General features: G+C 71.7%; 20 protein-coding genes. 10 read left to right on the plus strand and 10 right to left on the minus strand.

Features of this window, described 5'->3' with window-relative positions:
- The first annotated feature begins 39 nt into the window (after window positions 1-39).
- The 3 genes from ACZ3II_RS27715 (at window position 40) to ACZ3II_RS27725 (ending at window position 3,059) form a co-directional block, all read left to right on the plus strand.
- The gene (locus ACZ3II_RS27715) at window positions 40-1,218 is read left to right on the plus strand and encodes a sensor histidine kinase (RefSeq protein WP_465520678.1); all 1,179 of its coding nucleotides are present in this window, start codon (window positions 40-42) and stop codon (window positions 1,216-1,218) included.
- Entirely contained in the window at window positions 1,178-1,837 is a 660-nt protein-coding gene (locus tag ACZ3II_RS27720) for a response regulator (RefSeq protein WP_465520679.1), read from the plus strand. Before ACZ3II_RS27715 ends, ACZ3II_RS27720 begins: the two co-directional genes overlap by 41 nt.
- A gap of 73 nt (window positions 1,838-1,910) precedes the next feature.
- Window positions 1,911-3,059, plus strand: a complete 1,149-nt coding sequence (locus tag ACZ3II_RS27725; RefSeq protein ID WP_465520680.1) for a serine hydrolase domain-containing protein — start codon at window positions 1,911-1,913, stop codon at window positions 3,057-3,059.
- Here the strand turns inward: ACZ3II_RS27725 and ACZ3II_RS27730 are convergent.
- A complete protein-coding gene (locus tag ACZ3II_RS27730; RefSeq protein WP_465520681.1) occupies window positions 3,049-3,687 on the minus strand; it encodes a maleylpyruvate isomerase family mycothiol-dependent enzyme in 639 nt (212 codons plus the stop codon). The two genes, ACZ3II_RS27725 and ACZ3II_RS27730, sit on opposite strands and share 11 nt — an antisense overlap.
- A 53-nt stretch (window positions 3,688-3,740) precedes the next feature.
- On the opposite strand from ACZ3II_RS27730, the gene ACZ3II_RS27735 reads away from it, so the two are divergent.
- The 4 genes from ACZ3II_RS27735 to ACZ3II_RS27750 all read left to right on the plus strand — a co-directional run bounded on the left by ACZ3II_RS27735 (window position 3,741) and on the right by ACZ3II_RS27750 (window position 6,054).
- Window positions 3,741-4,400: a winged helix-turn-helix transcriptional regulator gene (locus tag ACZ3II_RS27735; protein WP_465520682.1), complete on the plus strand. Its 660-nt coding sequence runs from the start codon at window positions 3,741-3,743 to the stop codon at window positions 4,398-4,400.
- 68 nt (window positions 4,401-4,468) lie between these two features.
- Entirely contained in the window at window positions 4,469-4,765 is a 297-nt protein-coding gene (locus tag ACZ3II_RS27740; protein ID WP_465520683.1) for a hypothetical protein, read from the plus strand.
- 288 nt (window positions 4,766-5,053) lie between these two features.
- Window positions 5,054-5,671, plus strand: a complete 618-nt coding sequence (locus ACZ3II_RS27745) for a DUF6518 family protein (RefSeq protein ID WP_465520684.1) — start codon at window positions 5,054-5,056, stop codon at window positions 5,669-5,671.
- A gap of 242 nt (window positions 5,672-5,913) precedes the next feature.
- The gene (locus tag ACZ3II_RS27750) at window positions 5,914-6,054 is read left to right on the plus strand and encodes a hypothetical protein (RefSeq protein WP_465520685.1); all 141 of its coding nucleotides are present in this window, start codon (window positions 5,914-5,916) and stop codon (window positions 6,052-6,054) included.
- Between the two features lie 170 nt (window positions 6,055-6,224).
- On the opposite strand, the gene ACZ3II_RS27755 is transcribed toward ACZ3II_RS27750, so the two are convergent.
- Both ACZ3II_RS27755 and ACZ3II_RS27760 read right to left on the minus strand, forming a co-directional pair.
- A complete protein-coding gene (locus ACZ3II_RS27755) occupies window positions 6,225-7,418 on the minus strand; it encodes a hypothetical protein (RefSeq protein WP_465520686.1) in 1,194 nt (397 codons plus the stop codon).
- On the minus strand, window positions 7,415-7,816 hold the full coding sequence (locus tag ACZ3II_RS27760) for a polysaccharide biosynthesis C-terminal domain-containing protein (protein ID WP_465520687.1): 402 nt from the start codon (window positions 7,814-7,816) through the stop codon (window positions 7,415-7,417). The genes ACZ3II_RS27755 and ACZ3II_RS27760 overlap by 4 nt, the downstream gene beginning before the upstream one ends.
- A 29-nt stretch (window positions 7,817-7,845) precedes the next feature.
- Between ACZ3II_RS27760 and ACZ3II_RS27765 the strand changes: the two genes are divergently transcribed.
- Window positions 7,846-8,394 (plus strand): YciI family protein, encoded by a 549-nt coding sequence (locus tag ACZ3II_RS27765; RefSeq protein ID WP_465520688.1) that lies wholly within the window; start codon window positions 7,846-7,848, stop codon window positions 8,392-8,394.
- A 101-nt stretch (window positions 8,395-8,495) separates the two neighbouring features.
- Here the strand turns inward: ACZ3II_RS27765 and ACZ3II_RS27770 are convergent, their stop codons facing one another.
- From ACZ3II_RS27770 to ACZ3II_RS27780, 3 genes are all read right to left on the minus strand, one after another.
- A complete protein-coding gene (locus ACZ3II_RS27770) occupies window positions 8,496-9,128 on the minus strand; it encodes a hypothetical protein (protein WP_465520689.1) in 633 nt (210 codons plus the stop codon).
- A 68-nt stretch (window positions 9,129-9,196) separates the two neighbouring features.
- Window positions 9,197-10,168, minus strand: coding sequence for a hypothetical protein (locus ACZ3II_RS27775; protein WP_465520690.1), 972 nt, complete (start codon window positions 10,166-10,168; stop codon window positions 9,197-9,199).
- A gap of 87 nt (window positions 10,169-10,255) precedes the next feature.
- Window positions 10,256-10,402 carry a hypothetical protein gene (locus ACZ3II_RS27780; RefSeq protein ID WP_465520691.1) on the minus strand — a complete coding sequence of 49 codons (147 nt, stop codon included), beginning with the start codon at window positions 10,400-10,402 and terminating at the stop codon, window positions 10,256-10,258.
- Window positions 10,403-10,416: 14 nt separating this feature from the next.
- Here ACZ3II_RS27780 and ACZ3II_RS27785 point away from each other — a divergent pair, with 14 nt between their 5' ends.
- On the plus strand, window positions 10,417-10,800 hold the full coding sequence (locus ACZ3II_RS27785) for a serine hydrolase (protein WP_465521286.1): 384 nt from the start codon (window positions 10,417-10,419) through the stop codon (window positions 10,798-10,800).
- Window positions 10,801-10,952: 152 nt separating this feature from the next.
- On the opposite strand, the gene ACZ3II_RS27790 is transcribed toward ACZ3II_RS27785, so the two are convergent.
- Window positions 10,953-11,702 (minus strand): DinB family protein, encoded by a 750-nt coding sequence (locus ACZ3II_RS27790; RefSeq protein ID WP_465520692.1) that lies wholly within the window; start codon window positions 11,700-11,702, stop codon window positions 10,953-10,955.
- Between the two features lie 119 nt (window positions 11,703-11,821).
- On the minus strand, window positions 11,822-12,277 hold the full coding sequence (locus tag ACZ3II_RS27795) for a hypothetical protein (RefSeq protein ID WP_465520693.1): 456 nt from the start codon (window positions 12,275-12,277) through the stop codon (window positions 11,822-11,824).
- Between the two features lie 149 nt (window positions 12,278-12,426).
- Between ACZ3II_RS27795 and ACZ3II_RS27800 the strand changes: the two genes are divergently transcribed.
- Window positions 12,427-12,981, plus strand: coding sequence for a hypothetical protein (locus tag ACZ3II_RS27800; RefSeq protein WP_465520694.1), 555 nt, complete (start codon window positions 12,427-12,429; stop codon window positions 12,979-12,981).
- Window positions 12,982-13,042: 61 nt separating this feature from the next.
- On the opposite strand, the gene ACZ3II_RS27805 is transcribed toward ACZ3II_RS27800, so the two are convergent.
- Together ACZ3II_RS27805 and ACZ3II_RS27810 are read right to left on the minus strand one after the other, a co-directional pair.
- Window positions 13,043-13,690 carry a DUF5825 family protein gene (locus ACZ3II_RS27805; RefSeq protein WP_465520695.1) on the minus strand — a complete coding sequence of 216 codons (648 nt, stop codon included), beginning with the start codon at window positions 13,688-13,690 and terminating at the stop codon, window positions 13,043-13,045.
- 13 nt (window positions 13,691-13,703) lie between these two features.
- On the minus strand, window positions 13,704-15,626 hold the full coding sequence (locus ACZ3II_RS27810) for a RiPP maturation radical SAM C-methyltransferase (RefSeq protein ID WP_465520696.1): 1,923 nt from the start codon (window positions 15,624-15,626) through the stop codon (window positions 13,704-13,706).
- Window positions 15,627-15,654: the final 28 nt, after the last annotated feature.

The following is a 15,654-nucleotide window of genomic DNA, read 5'->3' on the forward strand; positions in this document are numbered from 1 at the left end:
TGGACCCGGCGAGGGCGGGCCCGGCCGTACCGTGAGCGGATGGACCGGATACCACTGTGGATTCGCGCCCACCCCCGCGCCACCGACGTCACCGTGATCGTCCTGCTCGCCGTGGCCGCCGGGTTCGACCCGCCGCCCGGCCGGCCCGCCGTGATCCAGGCCGCGGCCCTGGCCGGACTGGTCGTGCCGCTGTTCTGGCGCCGCCGCCATCCGGTCCCGGCCACCGCCGTGGTGATCACCGTCGCGTGGGCGGCCCTGCTGGGCGAGGTGTGGCAGCACCGCCTGCCGCTGGCCCACCTCGCCCTGGAGATCATGCTGTACACGCTGGTGGTCCGGGGCCATCGCCGGGCCGCCACGGCCGCCGCCGCGGCCGCCGCCGGATTCGTCCTCGTCTGGGCTTCCCGCCACGTCAGTGGGCCGGAACTCGGCTGGGACACCGCCGGTTACTGGCTGTCCTTCACGACCGCCTGGCTGCTCGCCGAATACGTCCGCGCCCGCCGCGCCTACCTCGCCGAAGTGGAGACGCGGGCCCGGCTGGCCGATTCCGAACGTGCCGCTCTGGCGCGCGCCGCCGTCGCCGAGGAGCGCGCCCGCATCGCGCGCGAGCTGCACGACGTCCTCGCCCACAGCATCGGCGTGATGGTGGTCAACGCCGAAGGCGCGCTGCTCATGCGCCACCAGGACCCCACGGTCGTGCACGACACCCTGGAACTGGTCAGCGGCACCGGCCGGGCCGCGCTCACCGAGCTGCGCCGGCTGCTCGCCGCGCTGGACGTCGGCGACACCGATCTGCACCGTCTCGCCGGCCGGTCCGGCGCGGCGCTCACCGTGTCCGGGCCGGCCGGCGAAGTGCCGGCGACAGTGCTGTCCCAGGTGTACCGGATCACCCAGGAAGCTCTCACCAACGTGGTGAAACACGCGGGCGCGGGCGCGAGAGCCGAGGTCCTCGTGGAGGTGCGGCACGATGCCGTCCGGGTCGAGGTGCGCGACAGCGGCGGAGCCGCCGGAGGGCCGCGCCTGCCGTCGTCCGGCCGCGGCCTCACCGGCATCCGCGAGCGGGTCACCCGGTCCGGCGGCACCATGGTGGCCGGGCCGCGTCCCGGCGGCGGCTTCCGGGTGGCCGTGACGCTGCCGCTCTCACAGCCCGCTCACAGCCCCGCCTCGCCAGGATGGGCGGATGCCGACGACCACGCCGCCGTCCCGGGTGCTGATCTGTGACGACCAGGAGCTGATGCGGGCCGGTCTGCGCATGATCGTCGGCAGCCAGCCCGACCTCACCGTCGCCGGAGAGGCCGCGGACGGGGTGGCCGCGGTCGCGCTGGCCACCGAACTCCGCCCCGACGTGATGCTGGTGGACGTGCGGATGCCCGGCCTGGACGGCGTGGCCGTCACCGAGCGAGTACGCGCCACTCTGCCCGGCGTGCGGCTGCTGCTGATCACCACGTTCGACCTGGACGAGCACGCGTTCGCCGGGCTCCGGGCCGGCGCCGACGGCTTCCTCGTCAAGGACGCCCCGGCCGCCGAGATGCTGGTGGCGCTGCGGGGAGTCCTGCGCGGGGACACGATGGTCGCGCCGTCACTGGCCCGGCGGATGGTGGACCGGCTGCTCGGTGGCGCCGCGCCCGCCCCGCCGGACCCGCGGCTGAACCTGCTCACCGACCGGGAACGCGAAGTGCTGAGCCTGGTCGCCGAAGGGCTGACGAACGCGGAGATCGCCGGCCGGTTGTTCCTCGGCGAGACGACGGTGAAGACCCACGTCGGCCGGATCCTCACCAAACTCGGCCTGCGGGACCGGATCGGCGCGGTCGTCCTGGCCCACCGCAGCGGCTTCGTGTAGGTAGTGCCAGCCATACCCGAGGTGTATGTCCAGCCGTACTGTCCGCGGCGCGGGATCCGGCGATGCTGGCGGCATGACCGGATTCCTCGCCTCGCGCCTGCTCCCCGTGATCGCTGCCGGGACGCTCCTGATCGGCCTGACCCCGGCGGTCGCGGTGGCCTCACCGGTGACGTCCTCGCTGCGTGACGTGCTGCGACGGCAGTTCGCCGCGACACCCGCGTCGCCGGGCATGGCCGCCCGGGTCGACGCGCCGGGGCTCCACTGGGCCGCCGCCGTGGGCGGTGCGGACCGGTCCGGCGCCCGGCCGCTGACACCCGCGCATCCGTTCCGGCTCGCGTCGGTGACCAAGACGTTCACGGCCGCCACCGTGCTCGCCCTCGCCGACCGGGGCCGCATCGACCTCGACGCCCCGATCGGGCGGTACCTGCCCGCGCCGTACTCGACTCTGCTGCGCCAGGGCGGCTACCACCCGGAGCGGATACCGGTGCGGCAGGTGCTGAACCACACCAGCGGCCTCGGCGACCACGTCCACGCGGAATACCAGGAAGCCGTCCTGAGCGACCCGCGCCGGCGATGGACACCGGCCGAGCAGGTCGCCTGGGCGATGCGGCACAGCAGCCCGGAGCCGGCCGGAACCTTCCGGTACTCCGACACCGGATACGTGCTCCTGGCCCGGGCCGTCGAGCGGGTGACCGGGCTGCCGCAGGCGCGGGCGTACCGGCAGGTGCTCGGCCTGGACCGGCTCGGCCTCCGGTCCACCTGGTTCGAGTCTCTGGAGACCGCTCCGCGGCGGGCGCCGTCCCCGGCTCATCAGTACTTCGTGATTCCTCCGGCCGGCCTGGACGTCGACTTCCACGACGCCGACCCCTCCTTCGACCTGTGGGGCGGGGGCGGCCTGGTGTCCACGGTGGCCGACCTCAACCGGTTCTACCGGGCGCTGTTCGCCGGCCGGGTCGTCAGCAGGTCCGCGCTGCGCGCCATGCTGACCACCGTGCCCACCGGGGACCCCTATCTGGGCCGGGCGGGCCTGGGCGTCTTCGCGGTCACCGTGGCGGGGGAGCAGTGCTGGTGGCATGCCGGTTTCTGGAACGCGGTCGCCCTCTACTGCCCGGAAAGCGACGTCGCCGTGTCCCTGACCGCCAACGCGGCGTCCAGCGACCGTGACGCGCCCACCGACCTGGACGACGCCGTCGCCCTGGCCCGCGTCGCGCTCACCCGCTGACCGTGCTCCGCCCACGCAGAGTCTCCGCGCCGGGGCCGGTGATCTCCCCGGTTCCGGTGGGGCGGCCGGAGACTGCGAGCAGCAGGGCGATCGCCGGCCCGGTCACCTCCGGACCGGTGCCACTGTCCACCGGGGCGTCGTCGGCGACCAGGCGCAGGCCGCGGGCGCGTTCCCGGCCGCCACCCATCCCCACCGCCGTACGCAATTGGAACTCCAGCGCCGCGGCCACCTGATCCGCCGGGTAGTCGCCGTGCAATCCGGCAGCCCGGCGGATGTCCTCACCGTGGACGAACGCCTCGACCAGGCGGGTCGCGAGCGGCGCCGGCGGGGTGCTCGTGCGGATGGTCACGGCGCGCAGCTCGGCGAGGGTGTCCCGGAAGTCGGCGCGGCGTTCGCGGGCGACGCCGGCGGCGTTCTGGCGGTCGAAGTCGAAGCGGGCCGCGACCATGGTCCGGAGGAACCCGAGCCGGGTCGTCTTCGCGGTGTCGACGAGATGGGCGACGACGTCGTGCACGTCCCAGCCGGTGCAGGCGGTCGGGGTGGCCCACTGCTCCGGGGTCAGCGTGTCCAGGTCCCGGATGAGGGCGCGGCGCTCGTGGTGAACGGTGGTCCAGACGTCGGCGGTCATGGTGCTACTAAAACAGTAGTTGGGGCTACCATGCAAATAGCTACACTGCTGGGGTGGCGACACGAAGGACGTACGGGTCCTACAACGACGGCTGTGCCTCGGCGCACGCGCTCGACCTGATCGGGGAGCGGTGGGCGCTCATCGTCGTCCGCGAGCTGATCCTCGGGCCGAAACGGTTCGCCGACATCCAGCGCGACATCCCCGGCATCGGGCCGGGCGCGCTCTCCCGCCGCCTGCAGGACCTGGAATCGGCCGGGATCGTGGTGCGGCGGGCGCTGCCCCGCCCCGCCGACGTCACCGTCTACGACCTCACCGACTGGGGCCGTGAGCTGGAGACCGTCAACGCGGCCCTGTCCCGGTGGGCGGTGGGCTCACCCACGCTGCCGATCGACGCCGACATGAGCCCGGACACCCTGGTCCTGGCCATGCGCGCGCACGCCCGCCCGGTTCCGGCGACCCATCGTGTCGCGCTGGCCCTGACCGACTCCCGCACCGGCGGCAACGACCCGGTCGAATATCTGGCGACGCTCGGCCCGGACGGCACGACGGTCCGCAAGGAGCCGATCCCCGCCGGCGTCGACGCGCACGTCACCGCCACCACCCTCGCCTGGAAGGCCGTGGTCATCGCCGGCGCCCCGCTGACCGGTGTCACCGTCACCGGCGACACCGGCGCCGTCCACGCCCTGCTGGAGGCTACGAGCCTGAGAGTTTGACATGCCGGATCGGGTACGCCGGATCGAGCGCCTGGAAGCCGTCGAGCGCGAGATAGCGGTCGTGCGGCATGCAACCGACTCGATACGACCGCGAGCGGGAAGTCAACGAGCCGGCCGGGATGGCGGCGCGAGCGCGAGCCGCCGGCCGGTTCGACGAAGCACGGGCTCATGCCGACGGCGCCGTCGCCGCCGTGGAGGCGATCGTTTCGGCCCACCCCGCTGATGCGCAGGCGAACCGGGTGCTCGCCGGTCAGCTGTACAACCGCGCGGGCATCCACGACACCATCCGCGACCACGTGGCGGCCGCCGGCGACGCCCGGCGTCCATCGAGTCCCGGCTCCGCCCGTCGATCAATCTCACCCTGACCGCGTACCTGCACCGGCCCGTCCAGATCGCAGTGACCGTCGCCGCCTCCGAAACCGCCGCCCGGCGCGGGACCCGCCCCCGCCCCAGCGGCCGTCCGGCCGGGATGCGCCCGGACGATCTGCGAACCCTGCGCGAGCTTGCCGACAGCCTCAGCCACCGGTTCGGCGCCGGGTCAGCCGCCCTCGGTGGCTGACCGCCGGCGGTCAGCCTTTCGGCCGGTCATCGGGCCGCGTGGTCTATCCGCGGTTCGATGTGCCGGGCTCCTCGGATTCCTACGATCAACGATCATGACGATCAACCGGAACGTGGCCGTGGTGGGCCCCCTCGCGGGCGTCCTCCTGGGCGTCCTCGACTTCGTATGGATCAAGTATGTGCCTTTCCCGTTCGGCGGGCTGGGCAACTCCATCGCCGTCTGGGCCGTGGTGGCGTTCCTGCTCACCTTCCTCAGCCGATGGACGTTGCCGATCGGCATTCTCGGCGCGATCGTCTGCCTGGTCGTGGCCGTGCCGAGCTACTACCTCGCCGCCACGCTGATCCAGCGCGATGCCCTGGCGAACACGTACAACGCCACCGCAGTCTTCTGGATGGGGCTGGGCGTGGTGGCCGGCACGGTCTTCGGTGCGGCAGGCGTACTGGCGCGAACCGGCGGCTGTCTTCGCGCTGCCGCCGCGGCCATGCCGGGCGCGGTGCTGTTCGCCGAGGCATCGATGCAGCTGACGCGCATCGGGGACCCGAACTACGAAACCGCGGACACCGTCGGGTACACCGCTGTCCTGATCGCGTCAGGGGTGGCACTCACCGTGCTGGTGAGCCGATCATGGCCCCAGCGAGGGCTCGCGCTGCTGTTCGCCCTTCCGCTGACCGCAGGGGGATACGCCTTGCTGTCACTCACCGGATTCCGCTGAGCAAAGGCCGAGACCATGCTGGCGCCGGATGTGCTGAACCCGCCGGTGTTGTTGCGGCGGCCGGCCTGATGGCGGGCCCATCGCATCCGGTGCTCCGAGAGACCCGGCGACGCCGTGATCTGCCGCTGACCGCGCTCGGGCCGGCCGCTGCGATGGCAGGCCGGCTGGGGACCGACAGCATGCCGCTGAGCGAGTGCCTTCAGCTGGAACGTCAAGCTGGGCGCTCCCGTACCCTGCTGGCCATGGCATGCCGCGGGATGTTCCTTGCGCTCACCGAGCACCAGGAAGCGGCGCTGATGGCGACCCGTGACGACTCCGAGGTCCGGGCGTTCGTCGAAGAGGTCGAGATGGGCGACCGGGATGGCGAACCGTTGGAGACATGATGGTTTTCCGGTCGTCGGCACATGCCAAGAGGTGCAGTGTGCCGACACCGAATGTTTCTCTCCTGAACCTGTGCGCTTACTGAGAAATGCTGTTCCCCGTCTCAGCCGAGGCCCTGTTGTCGGTCGATTCGCGGTGGCGTCAGAATGCAGCGGACGGTTGAACGGCAGGCTCAGCGGGCGGCCAGATGGTCCAGCATGGCCCGATGGCTCCGGCGGGTCGCCTTCCTGCCGTTGGTGTAGAGGTACGGCCACTGCTCACCGTCGTAGGAGCCCTCGGCCAGACCGAGTTCCTTGACCACCAGATTGACGAACGCGGCCCCGCTGAGCGCCAGCCCCAGCGTGTTCATCAACCCCTGATCCTGGCCGAACTGACCGGCCGTCAGGACGGTTCCGCCCGCGGTCAGCAGCGATCCGGTGACGACGCTGCCGCCGTCGAGGTACCGGCTCAGGCCGTGGCGCCGGGACTGGCGGGCCTTCAGCGCCAGGTCCCGCATCAGGGCGTTCTGATCGATCGTCGACCCGCCCTCGATCAGCGTCTTGAACCCGACCAGCCAGTCGATCAGCGCGTCGTGACCCTTACGGCGGATGAACGGCAGCACCCCGTGATCGTCGCGGCATTCGTCGAGACGGCCCAGCACCTCCAGGAGCTGCTCGGCCAGGGTGTCGGTGGGCGCGGCCCGCAACGGGACACCGCCGTCCGGAGGTACGGGCGCACCGCCCAGCCGCGACTCGGTGAGGATCTCCAGGAATCGCCGGTCCGCGCGGCTGAGCAGGAACGGCACGTCGGCGGCGGCGTCCCGTACCGCCTGACCGTGGTTGCGGGCGTCCCGCAGGATCCGCAGCGTCGCCGCCTCCGGGGCCAGGCCGTCCCGCTCGATCGCCTCCAGGGTGCCGCCCGGGAGGCAGTCGGCCACGTCCGGGCGGGCGCGTACCCCCTGCCAGAAATCGATCAGACCGGGATCGCGGGACACCATGTCCTCCGCCCAGTCACGGCCCGGCTCGTCCTCGGCGACGATCACGGTCTTGGCGTACGGGTCCGCGACGTGCAGTTCGTTGACGTACAACCGATGGATCTCGCCGTCGATCTCCTCGTCCCAGGCCGCCGCCGGCCAGCTCTCCGCCCGCCGGTTGCGGTAGGACCGGTCCAGCAGCCACCTCTCCCGGCCGATGACGCGGATCAGGCCCTCCCGCAGCAGGGTGAGGAACTCCTCGACCGTGATGCTGCCGTGGGCGCGCAGCATCACACTGGACGGCGCCCAGAGCACCAGCGGCTTGCTGCCCGCGACGAGCCGGTGCAGATTCGCGTACCCGGCCTCGTTGTAGTCGCTGATGTGGCAGAACGTCCGGAAAACCGAGTCCGTCACGCCAGCCGTACCGCAATGTTGTCGGGGTTTTCCGGGTCGTAAGGCGCCGGCGACAACGTCGTCAGCGTCAGATCGGCGGCCCCGGTGTTGCGCAGCGCGTGCCCGACCAGTGGCGGAACCACCACGGTGACGCTGCCGCGGCCGGTGAACTCCCGTCGTTGCGGCTCGCCACCCGGATCGCGCCAGTGCAGTTCCCACCGGTCGCTGTGCAGCACCGCCAGGATCTCCCACTTGCGCGCGTGCGCGTGGTTGCCGCGGACCGACCCCGGAACCATGGTCATCAGGTGCACGTCGGCGACGCCACCGAGCGCGGCCAGCGCCGCCGGGGGCACGGAGTGGGCGAGACCGCGCGGATCGCCGGCGTCCGCCGCCACGGTGATCTCGAAGCCAGGTGTCATCCCTGCACAGTGTCAGGCACACTGCCGCAATGGAATTCCTGTCCTACCACCGGGACCGGCCGGGGTCGATGGCGTTGCGTGACGAGCTGGCCGAGGCGCACTGGGCGTACATGGACCGGTTCGCCGACCGGCTGATCGCCCGCGGCCCGACGCTGGGGCCGGGCGGGGAGACGGCCACCGGCAGCCTGCACATCGTCGACCTGCCCGATCCCGCGGCGGCCAGGGCGTTCGCCTTCGACGAACCGAACTATCAGGCCGGCGTCTACCGCGACGTTCTGCTGCGCCGGTGGGACAACCTTCTCGGCCGTACGATGTGGGACTTCCCCGGCGGCCGTACCGGCGGCAACCGGTACCTGGTGTTCGGTTTCGGCGCGGGGGAGCCCGCCGACCTGGCCGTCCCGCCGGGCAGGGACGAGCTGATCGCCTACGGGCCGATGCTGTCCGACGACGGCGCCCGGTGGCTGGGCACGGCTCTGCTGATCCGCGCGCCCGGCCCGGACCAGGCCCGCGCCGTCCTCACCGCCGGCCGGTACGCCGCCGTCGAGGTGCACGACTGGCAGTTCGGCGGACGCCGCTGAGGCCTCTGGAACCTGCCTGCGACGGTACGCGGAACGGCTTCACCGGTCTGCCGGGGCACGGCACCATGTGGAACCGGACGGCCTGTTCGAGCGATGACCGGTCAGCGAACGGGCCGGGCGGAGGAGTCCCAGCGCCAGGCGCGTCCTCGGCTGCCGGGGGTACGCCCGGTGGCGGCCAGCAGGTCCTGCCAGCAGTCGCCGGAACGTTCGGCGTGCGCGAAGATGCGATCCAGGCACGGTTCCACGAGCTGTGCCGGCGCCCGATAGTCGATGTGGTGCGCTCCCAGGATGTCGCGGGTGTGCAGGACCAGTTCGACGATGCCCATCGCGGCCAGCGCCGAGCGGTCGGGATTCCCGTACGGATGCCAGCCGACGCGGTCGGCGGGCGCACTGGCGATCACCGCGACCAGAAGACCCCCGACAGCGTCCAGGCAGTCGAGCACGGCTTGTGTTCCACCCTCTTCCTCCGGCCAGAACATGCACGGAGGGCGTCCGGGGGACAGCGCGAACTCCATCAGCGGGGTCCAGCCCGCACGGCGGTGTGCCCCGGACAGCTGCATCGCATAGGAGCCCAGGTCGTCCAGGACGTGTGCGATCGTCTCCCGGCAGGTCCAGTCCAGACCGTACGCCTGCAGCTCCCACCCGTCGTCGGGGATGTGCCGGAGGTTCGCGCGCGCATGCTCCAGCGCCGCCGAGACGAGTGTGCTGTCAGGAATGTCGATCAAGGTCACCATGGGAGCAGCTTCCCAGCCGTCACCGCTTCCGGCCAACGAGAATGACGCCGACGGCACTCAGGACGGAACTACGGGAACAGCAGTGAGGTCAGGCGGGTGCTGCTCTGGCGGTAGACGCTGGAGCCGTTCGCCGGTTCGATCAGGATACGGCGGCAGCCGTCGGCCTCGGCGTAGATGGTGCCGCCGGAGGCCAGGTGCAGGACGGCGAACCTGCCGGCCGGGGTGCCGCACGTGGTGACGCCGGCCGCGGACGCCTGGATCTCCGCCCGGATCGCGGTCCAACTGGTCGCGGGCAGCGGACCGCCGGACCGGAAGTCACCGGCCGGTTTGGCGCTGCCTCGTTCGCCGGCCGGGACGTCGTAGACGCAACGGTGGACGGCGGTGACCTCCGGCAGCGGTGCGAGCGTGCCCTTCGGCCTGTCCTCGAAACCGCCCATGGTCCACGCCATGTCCGCCCAACTCTGCGAGCAGCCGCTGCGGGCTGCCTCGTCGGACTCGATCTGCCGCACCACCCGGCTCGTCACCGTGGTGGTCCCCAGCTTCTCGTAGGCATTGCGGAACTCCCGGCGGGGCTTGCGGCAGGCGTCGACCGGGACGCCGGGGCGGATCCAGCGGCCGTCACCGTCGAGCAGCACGAGCCACGGCACCGCCGGCAGGTCCATGGTGCAAGCCTCCGCGGTGGCGGCCTCGTCCGGCAGGCGCAGCGTGGGCAGCAACGCGGTCAGGTCGTCGGCGCGGGCCTCCTCGGCGGTCATCTCGGTGCCGCCGCCCGGCCGCTCCCGGATGCCGGTACGGCAGACGACCGCGGACACCGGTGCGAAGCCGTCGCCGAGAAGGGGCAGAGCGAGCGCGTCCTGAGCGTCACCGAACAGTCTGTCCGCCGCGGCGGGCGCCGCCTTGTCGCAGGACTCCCAGCGGTCGTGGACGGCGGGAGCCGAGGGGCCGCTGCGGACGGGGGCGGGAACGGGACCGTCCGTGCCGGCGCGGGCGCAGCCGCCGGCGAACAGGGCGGCGGCCGCTGCGGCCGTTCGTACGTGCATGGAGGCTGCTCCTCGAGTCGCCGGGCTGTCTCAGGCTGGGACGTGGCGGTGGTCTGCGAGGTTCCCTCCCGGCCCGGCGGTGACCGGTCAGAGAGCGCGCGAGACCCCGGTGAGGTAGCGGGCGCCCACCTGTTCGGCGGCCGTGCGCGGGACGATCCCGGGGGCGTGCCGCAGGCTGCGGTAAAGCTCGACGCACACCCGTACCGCCTGGGCGCACTGGCGGAACTCGGTCAAGACCCGAGCCGGCCCTGCACGCCGAGTGGAAACCCGGCGACCAGCGCGACACCACCTCGGCCCGGGCCATCGGAACGGACTACCGGACGATCGTGGTGGGCGACGCGCTCTCCGGCGACGCCCGTGCCTATCTTCGCGACCTGATGCAACGCGCCGACCGGACGTCGACCAGCAAGAACCGGATCCGCTCGGTCGTCCCCCGCGGCTGGACCGTGGCCAACAAGACGGGCACCGGCAGCGTGTACGGCGTCGCCAACGACATCGCTCTCGCCTGGCCCTCGCCGTCCGCCGCTCCCGTTCTGATCTCCGTCATGTCCAGCCGCACCGGCCGTGCCACCGAAGCCGACGACACTCTGGTCGCCGAGGCTGCTCGGTATGTTCTGGGCGAGGTCACCTGACGCTGCCCCCGGCAGTGGGCTCGATCCGGCAGCCGGCGGAGCATGCGCCTACGGTTCGGGGAGCCGATGGGTAAGCGATGAGAAGGGTGTCACGCAACCACCGCGACGTGTCGCACCGACCACATCGGTGCCGCAGTGGCCCTGCCGGAGCATCACGCATACTCCTGTTCCAGGATGGCCAGGTCGCGGTTGGCGAACTGCACGTGCTTCCACTGATCGCTGAAGATGACTCGCAGGCACGTGACCGCCGTCCGTTCGGCGGGCGGCGGGCAGCCGATCGCGGTGTTCGGCCCCCGCGCGCGGTCCAGCTCCTCCTGCGTAACCTCGGCCAGATATGCGCGCAGATCGGCGATCCGCTCGGCGCGCACGGCGAGGATCTCGCCGAGGGTGGGCGCGGCCGACTCGTCGATGCCCAACTCGGCGCCATTGGTGATGAACGATGCGGGCAGACCGATCGGATGAAACGGGTTCGGGCGAAGGGCCGCCGCGTGGCCATACCACGCGTCCACGACGAAGATCGTGTGGCGCAGGGTCTGGGCAAGCGACCACTCGTCGTTCACTGACCTGTGGACGGCTTCCTCCGGCAGCACGCTTGCGCGCCGGAGCGTCGCCTGCCAAAGCTCCTCGATCACGTCCACCGCGTCGCGCATCGCCTCGGGTGTGGCCGGCTGCAGCCGCAGCCGTTCGGGGTGCAGGCGATCCAGCTCGGCCTCGATCAATGGCATGACCTCCACGCCGTTGACGCGCAGGCCGTCGATCGCCCCGTCGATGTCGGCGTCCAACAGCAGCACGCCACGCATCCGGGCGCCGCTGAGATCCACCTCGCGGAAGGTCGCGCCGGCCATTGAGAGGTCGATGAACTCCGCGCCCTCGTAGCCGGGCTGCTGCACGAATCGCGTCATCGGCACATCGTAGGGGCCGGGTACGACAAGACCACCAGATCAAGATCCCAGCACGGGGCTGCCCGGAGTTTCCGGACAGGGGCTCCGTGGGGGCCGTTGACCGGCGGTCCCGGGTGGGTTCAGTCCAGCATCCAGCGGTGCAGGTCGGCGCCGTAGTCGGAGTACGCCATCGCGGTCACCGCCGTCCACACCGCGATCCAGGCCGCCGCCCGCATCGACCGGCCGCGGGCTCTGATCAGCGACAGCGCCGCGACCCACAGGGCGGCCGGGGGCAGCACGAGGAAGAGGAAGACCGCCACGGCGAACGGGACCGCGACGAACCAGGCCAGCGGGTTCCACCAGACCTCCGGCCCCAGCGAGGGGATCGAGTCCTTCGGGTCCCCGAGCCGTTCCAGGCCGGGTGCGAACAACGCCGCGTAGTCTCCGGTCCGGATCACCGCGGAGATCAATGTCGTGAACGCGCCGAGCAGGTAGAGCACCAGCAGGATCTGCAGGACGCGGGTGGTCACCCGGCCGGGATGCCGCGGGTGGTCTGCCTCCGGGCCGGCCTGTCGTTCGAGGTGCCATCGTGCCATGGGCGGCAACGTACCAGTTCTCCACCAGGCCTTCCGCCGTCCCGCAGGCCGATATCGCGTGCTCGTGTCGCGGTGGCTGCGCCCCTCCGGCCCTGTGCGGATCCTCTGGGCGCACCCCGTGCGGCCGGCGGCCGGTATGCTCCCCGTCGATGAGTGATCGGCGTGACGTGCACGGCCCCGTCGAGCGGGTGAACGAGGGCCCGCGCTGGGCCGGCCCGGTGGTCGGCGTGGGCGTCGCCGCGTTCGTGGCCATGGCGTGGCTCGTGCTGCGTTACGGACTGCGGGTCCGTGACGGCTCGGGAGAACTCGCCTGCGCGGTCACCACCTGCACCCCGGTGGCGTTGACGCTGTCCGGGCTGGCCACGGCGCTGTTCCCGGCCGTCTGGTGCGCGCTCTTCGCCATCTGCTTCCGGCGACTCGGCACCCTTCTCCGCCGGCTGGGGGTGGGATTCACCATCCTGCTCCTGCTGTTCGGGCTCCTCTACCTGCCGGACGGCGAAGCGGTCGCGACCACCGGGCCCGGCGAGCAGTTCGGGCACGGAATGGCGCTGGGATTCTTCGCCCTCTTCGTCGATCTCGTCTTCCTGGCGCCCGTGCTGGTGTGGGTGTGGCAGAAGCGGGGCAGACCGGCATGGTGGGTGTGGCTCGTCCTGTTCGGCCTGCCCGTCGCGTTCGTCACCCTCGCTGCCGCGACCAACCCGTAGAGCCCTTGCCCGGGCGCGGATGCGGCGTCCTGACGGCACAAGCCTGTGCCGGCTCCGGCCGTCACACGATCATGGAGGGGAGGGGCCAGCGGCGCAGCCGGTACGGCAGCCACACCAGGGTGTCGGCGAGCTTGGTGAGCAGGCCCTCGGCGGCGAAGTCCCGGGCGATGTCGAGATCCACCGCGGTCATCGGCGCTCCGTCCCGGGTGGCGTCGAGAACCGCGAGGTAGGCCGGATCGTCGATGGTGAGCAGGTTCAGCTTGCTGGTCCGCCGGTCCCGGACCTGGACGAATCCCGGTCCGTGCCGGTACGTGCACTTGTCGATGTAGAAGGTGCGCCGCCACTCGGCCAGGTGCTCGGCGTTCTCGCCGGGTTCAGTGGTACGCAGGTCCGCCGGCGGATGCAGGTGCGAGTAGACCCGCCAGTCCGCGCCGTCGCCGGGCAGGGTGAGCCGCCAGTCGACGGAGATGCCGTGGCTGGTCGCCTCCCGGACCAGCAGCAACCCGGCCAGCGTCGCCGGGTGGGGGTCGGCCAGGTCGACGGGGGACGGCAGCGTCACGTGCCGGACTCCCGCACGGAACCATTCCGCGACCGCCTCGCCGGGCGGTTCGGCGAGATCGGCGGTGCCCAGCGCCATCCGCGCCCCGCCGGCGGGGTCGGCGTCGCGAGCCAGGTGCACGGACAGCGGGGCGGCGTGGTGGACGGTCATCGCTTGTGCTCCTTCAGGCGGCGGTCAGCGCATCGGCACGGTCGGCGGGCTCGGCCGGCTCGCCGTCGTTGCGTTCCGGGTGCAGGTGGTCGATGCGCAGCAGGTGCTGGTTCATCGCGACCGGCGCGACGTGCACGAACTGGCTGCCGTCGGTGAAGACGATGCCGAGCCGGCGCCACTGGTGCAGCAGGGCGTCGACCGTCGCCGGGTCGACGTCGAGCCGCCGGGCGGCCGCCGCCGGGCCGTGCGGCTGGTCGAGCAGCCGGAACAGGGCCAGCTCCAGCGGCGTGGTCAGCCGGTGGACCCGCCAGGCGAAGTGCCGTCGCCGGCTGATCAGGACGATCTCGTCGCCGAGGTCGTGGTGGGTGAGCCGGCTGCGGGCGTACTCGTACTGCCACTCGGACACCGCCTCGGCCAGCAGCGTCTCGGTGCGCCCGCCGATGCCCTGCGGCGCCACGTCGAAGATGTACGCCAGGTCCATCAGCTCCGACTCGGGCAGGTCGTAGTTCATCCGGTACTGCGCGGCCGGGCGCGGATCGGCGAAGCCCAGTTCGGGGCGGTTGAAGTACGGGCTGAACCGTTCGATGGCGATCCGGGAGGTGCCGTCGGCCGGAGCGAGGTGGTGCAACGCCGGCATCTGGGCGATCACGCCGAGATAGTCGTCGTCGCTCTCCCCGGGGAAGCCGTAGAGGTAGTTCCACGCCACCGTGATGCCGCTGGTCTCGGCGTCACGGAGCATCCGGACGTTGAGACAGCCGGTGACGCCCTTGTCCATGATCTTCAGGACCCGGCCGTTGAGGCTCTCGATGCCCGGCTGCACGCTGACCAGTCCCGCGTCGGCCAGGGCCTGCACCTGGGCGCCGCGCATGTTGGACTTGATCTCGTACTGCAGCCGCAGGTCGTAGTCGGACTCCGCCAGGCGCGGCAGCAGGGTCTGCACGTACCCCATGTCCATGATGTTGTCGACGACGAACATGTCGAGCACCTGATGCCGTTCGGCGAGGGCGAGGATCTCGTCGTGGAACCGGCCGGCCTCCTTGCTGCGGAACTGCATGAACGAGCCGTTGAGCCCGCAGAACGTGCAGTGGTGCTTCTCGCCCCACCAGCAGCCGCGGGCGCCCTCGACCACCAGCTTGGGCTCCACCCAGCTCTGCGCCCGCGAGGACGCCAGCCGCTCGAAGTAGCCCGCGTAGTCCGGCGCCACGATGTCGGCCGGGGGCAGCGGACGGCTGCTCATCGGGTTGGCCACCGACCGCCCGGTGGCGTCGCGCCAGCACAGGCCCTCGACGGCGGCGAACGGTTCGGCGCCGGCTGCGGGTTCTCGGGTCAGCGCGGTCAACAGCTGCGGGAAGGCGGCTTCGCCCTCGCCGCGTACCACGAAGTCGACCGCCGGGAAGTTGCGGTGCATCGCGGCGCCCTGGGCGCCGTCGCAGTTCGCGCCGCCGAAGACGGTGGTGATCGCCGGGTCCAGCCGCTTGACGTAGAGGGCGGCGGCCAGCGCGGCGGTGTTCTGCTGGAACGTGGAGGTGAAGCCCACCACGTCCGGGCGGGTGGCGACGATCCGCTCGGCCAGCTCGCCGATGAAGGCCGGGGCCATCCGGTGCAGCCCGACGGTCAGGTCCCGTTCGTGGTCGGACATCTGGTCGCCGACCCGCTCGGTGAACTCGGCGACCCGCCACTCGGGGTCGTCGTGAAGCGCGGCGGAGAACACCCAGTCGCCGCAGCCGGCGAAGTAGGTGAACAGCGAATAGTAGTGATAGTCGTTGATCGAGAACTCGGTGCGGTCCACCACCCAGTCGACATAGTCGAGGTTGGCGTGGATCACCTCCACCTCGGCGTCCGGGAAGTGCCGCCGGGCGCTCGTGGTGAGGATCCCGAGCGCCAGGGACGGCACGTCGATCGACGCCCACGGCATGTTGACCAGCACGATCCGCACGTCATCCTCCTGCTGTGCCGGCCGCCGG

The sequence above is a fragment of the Actinoplanes sp. NPDC019969 genome, assembly GCF_055562375.1.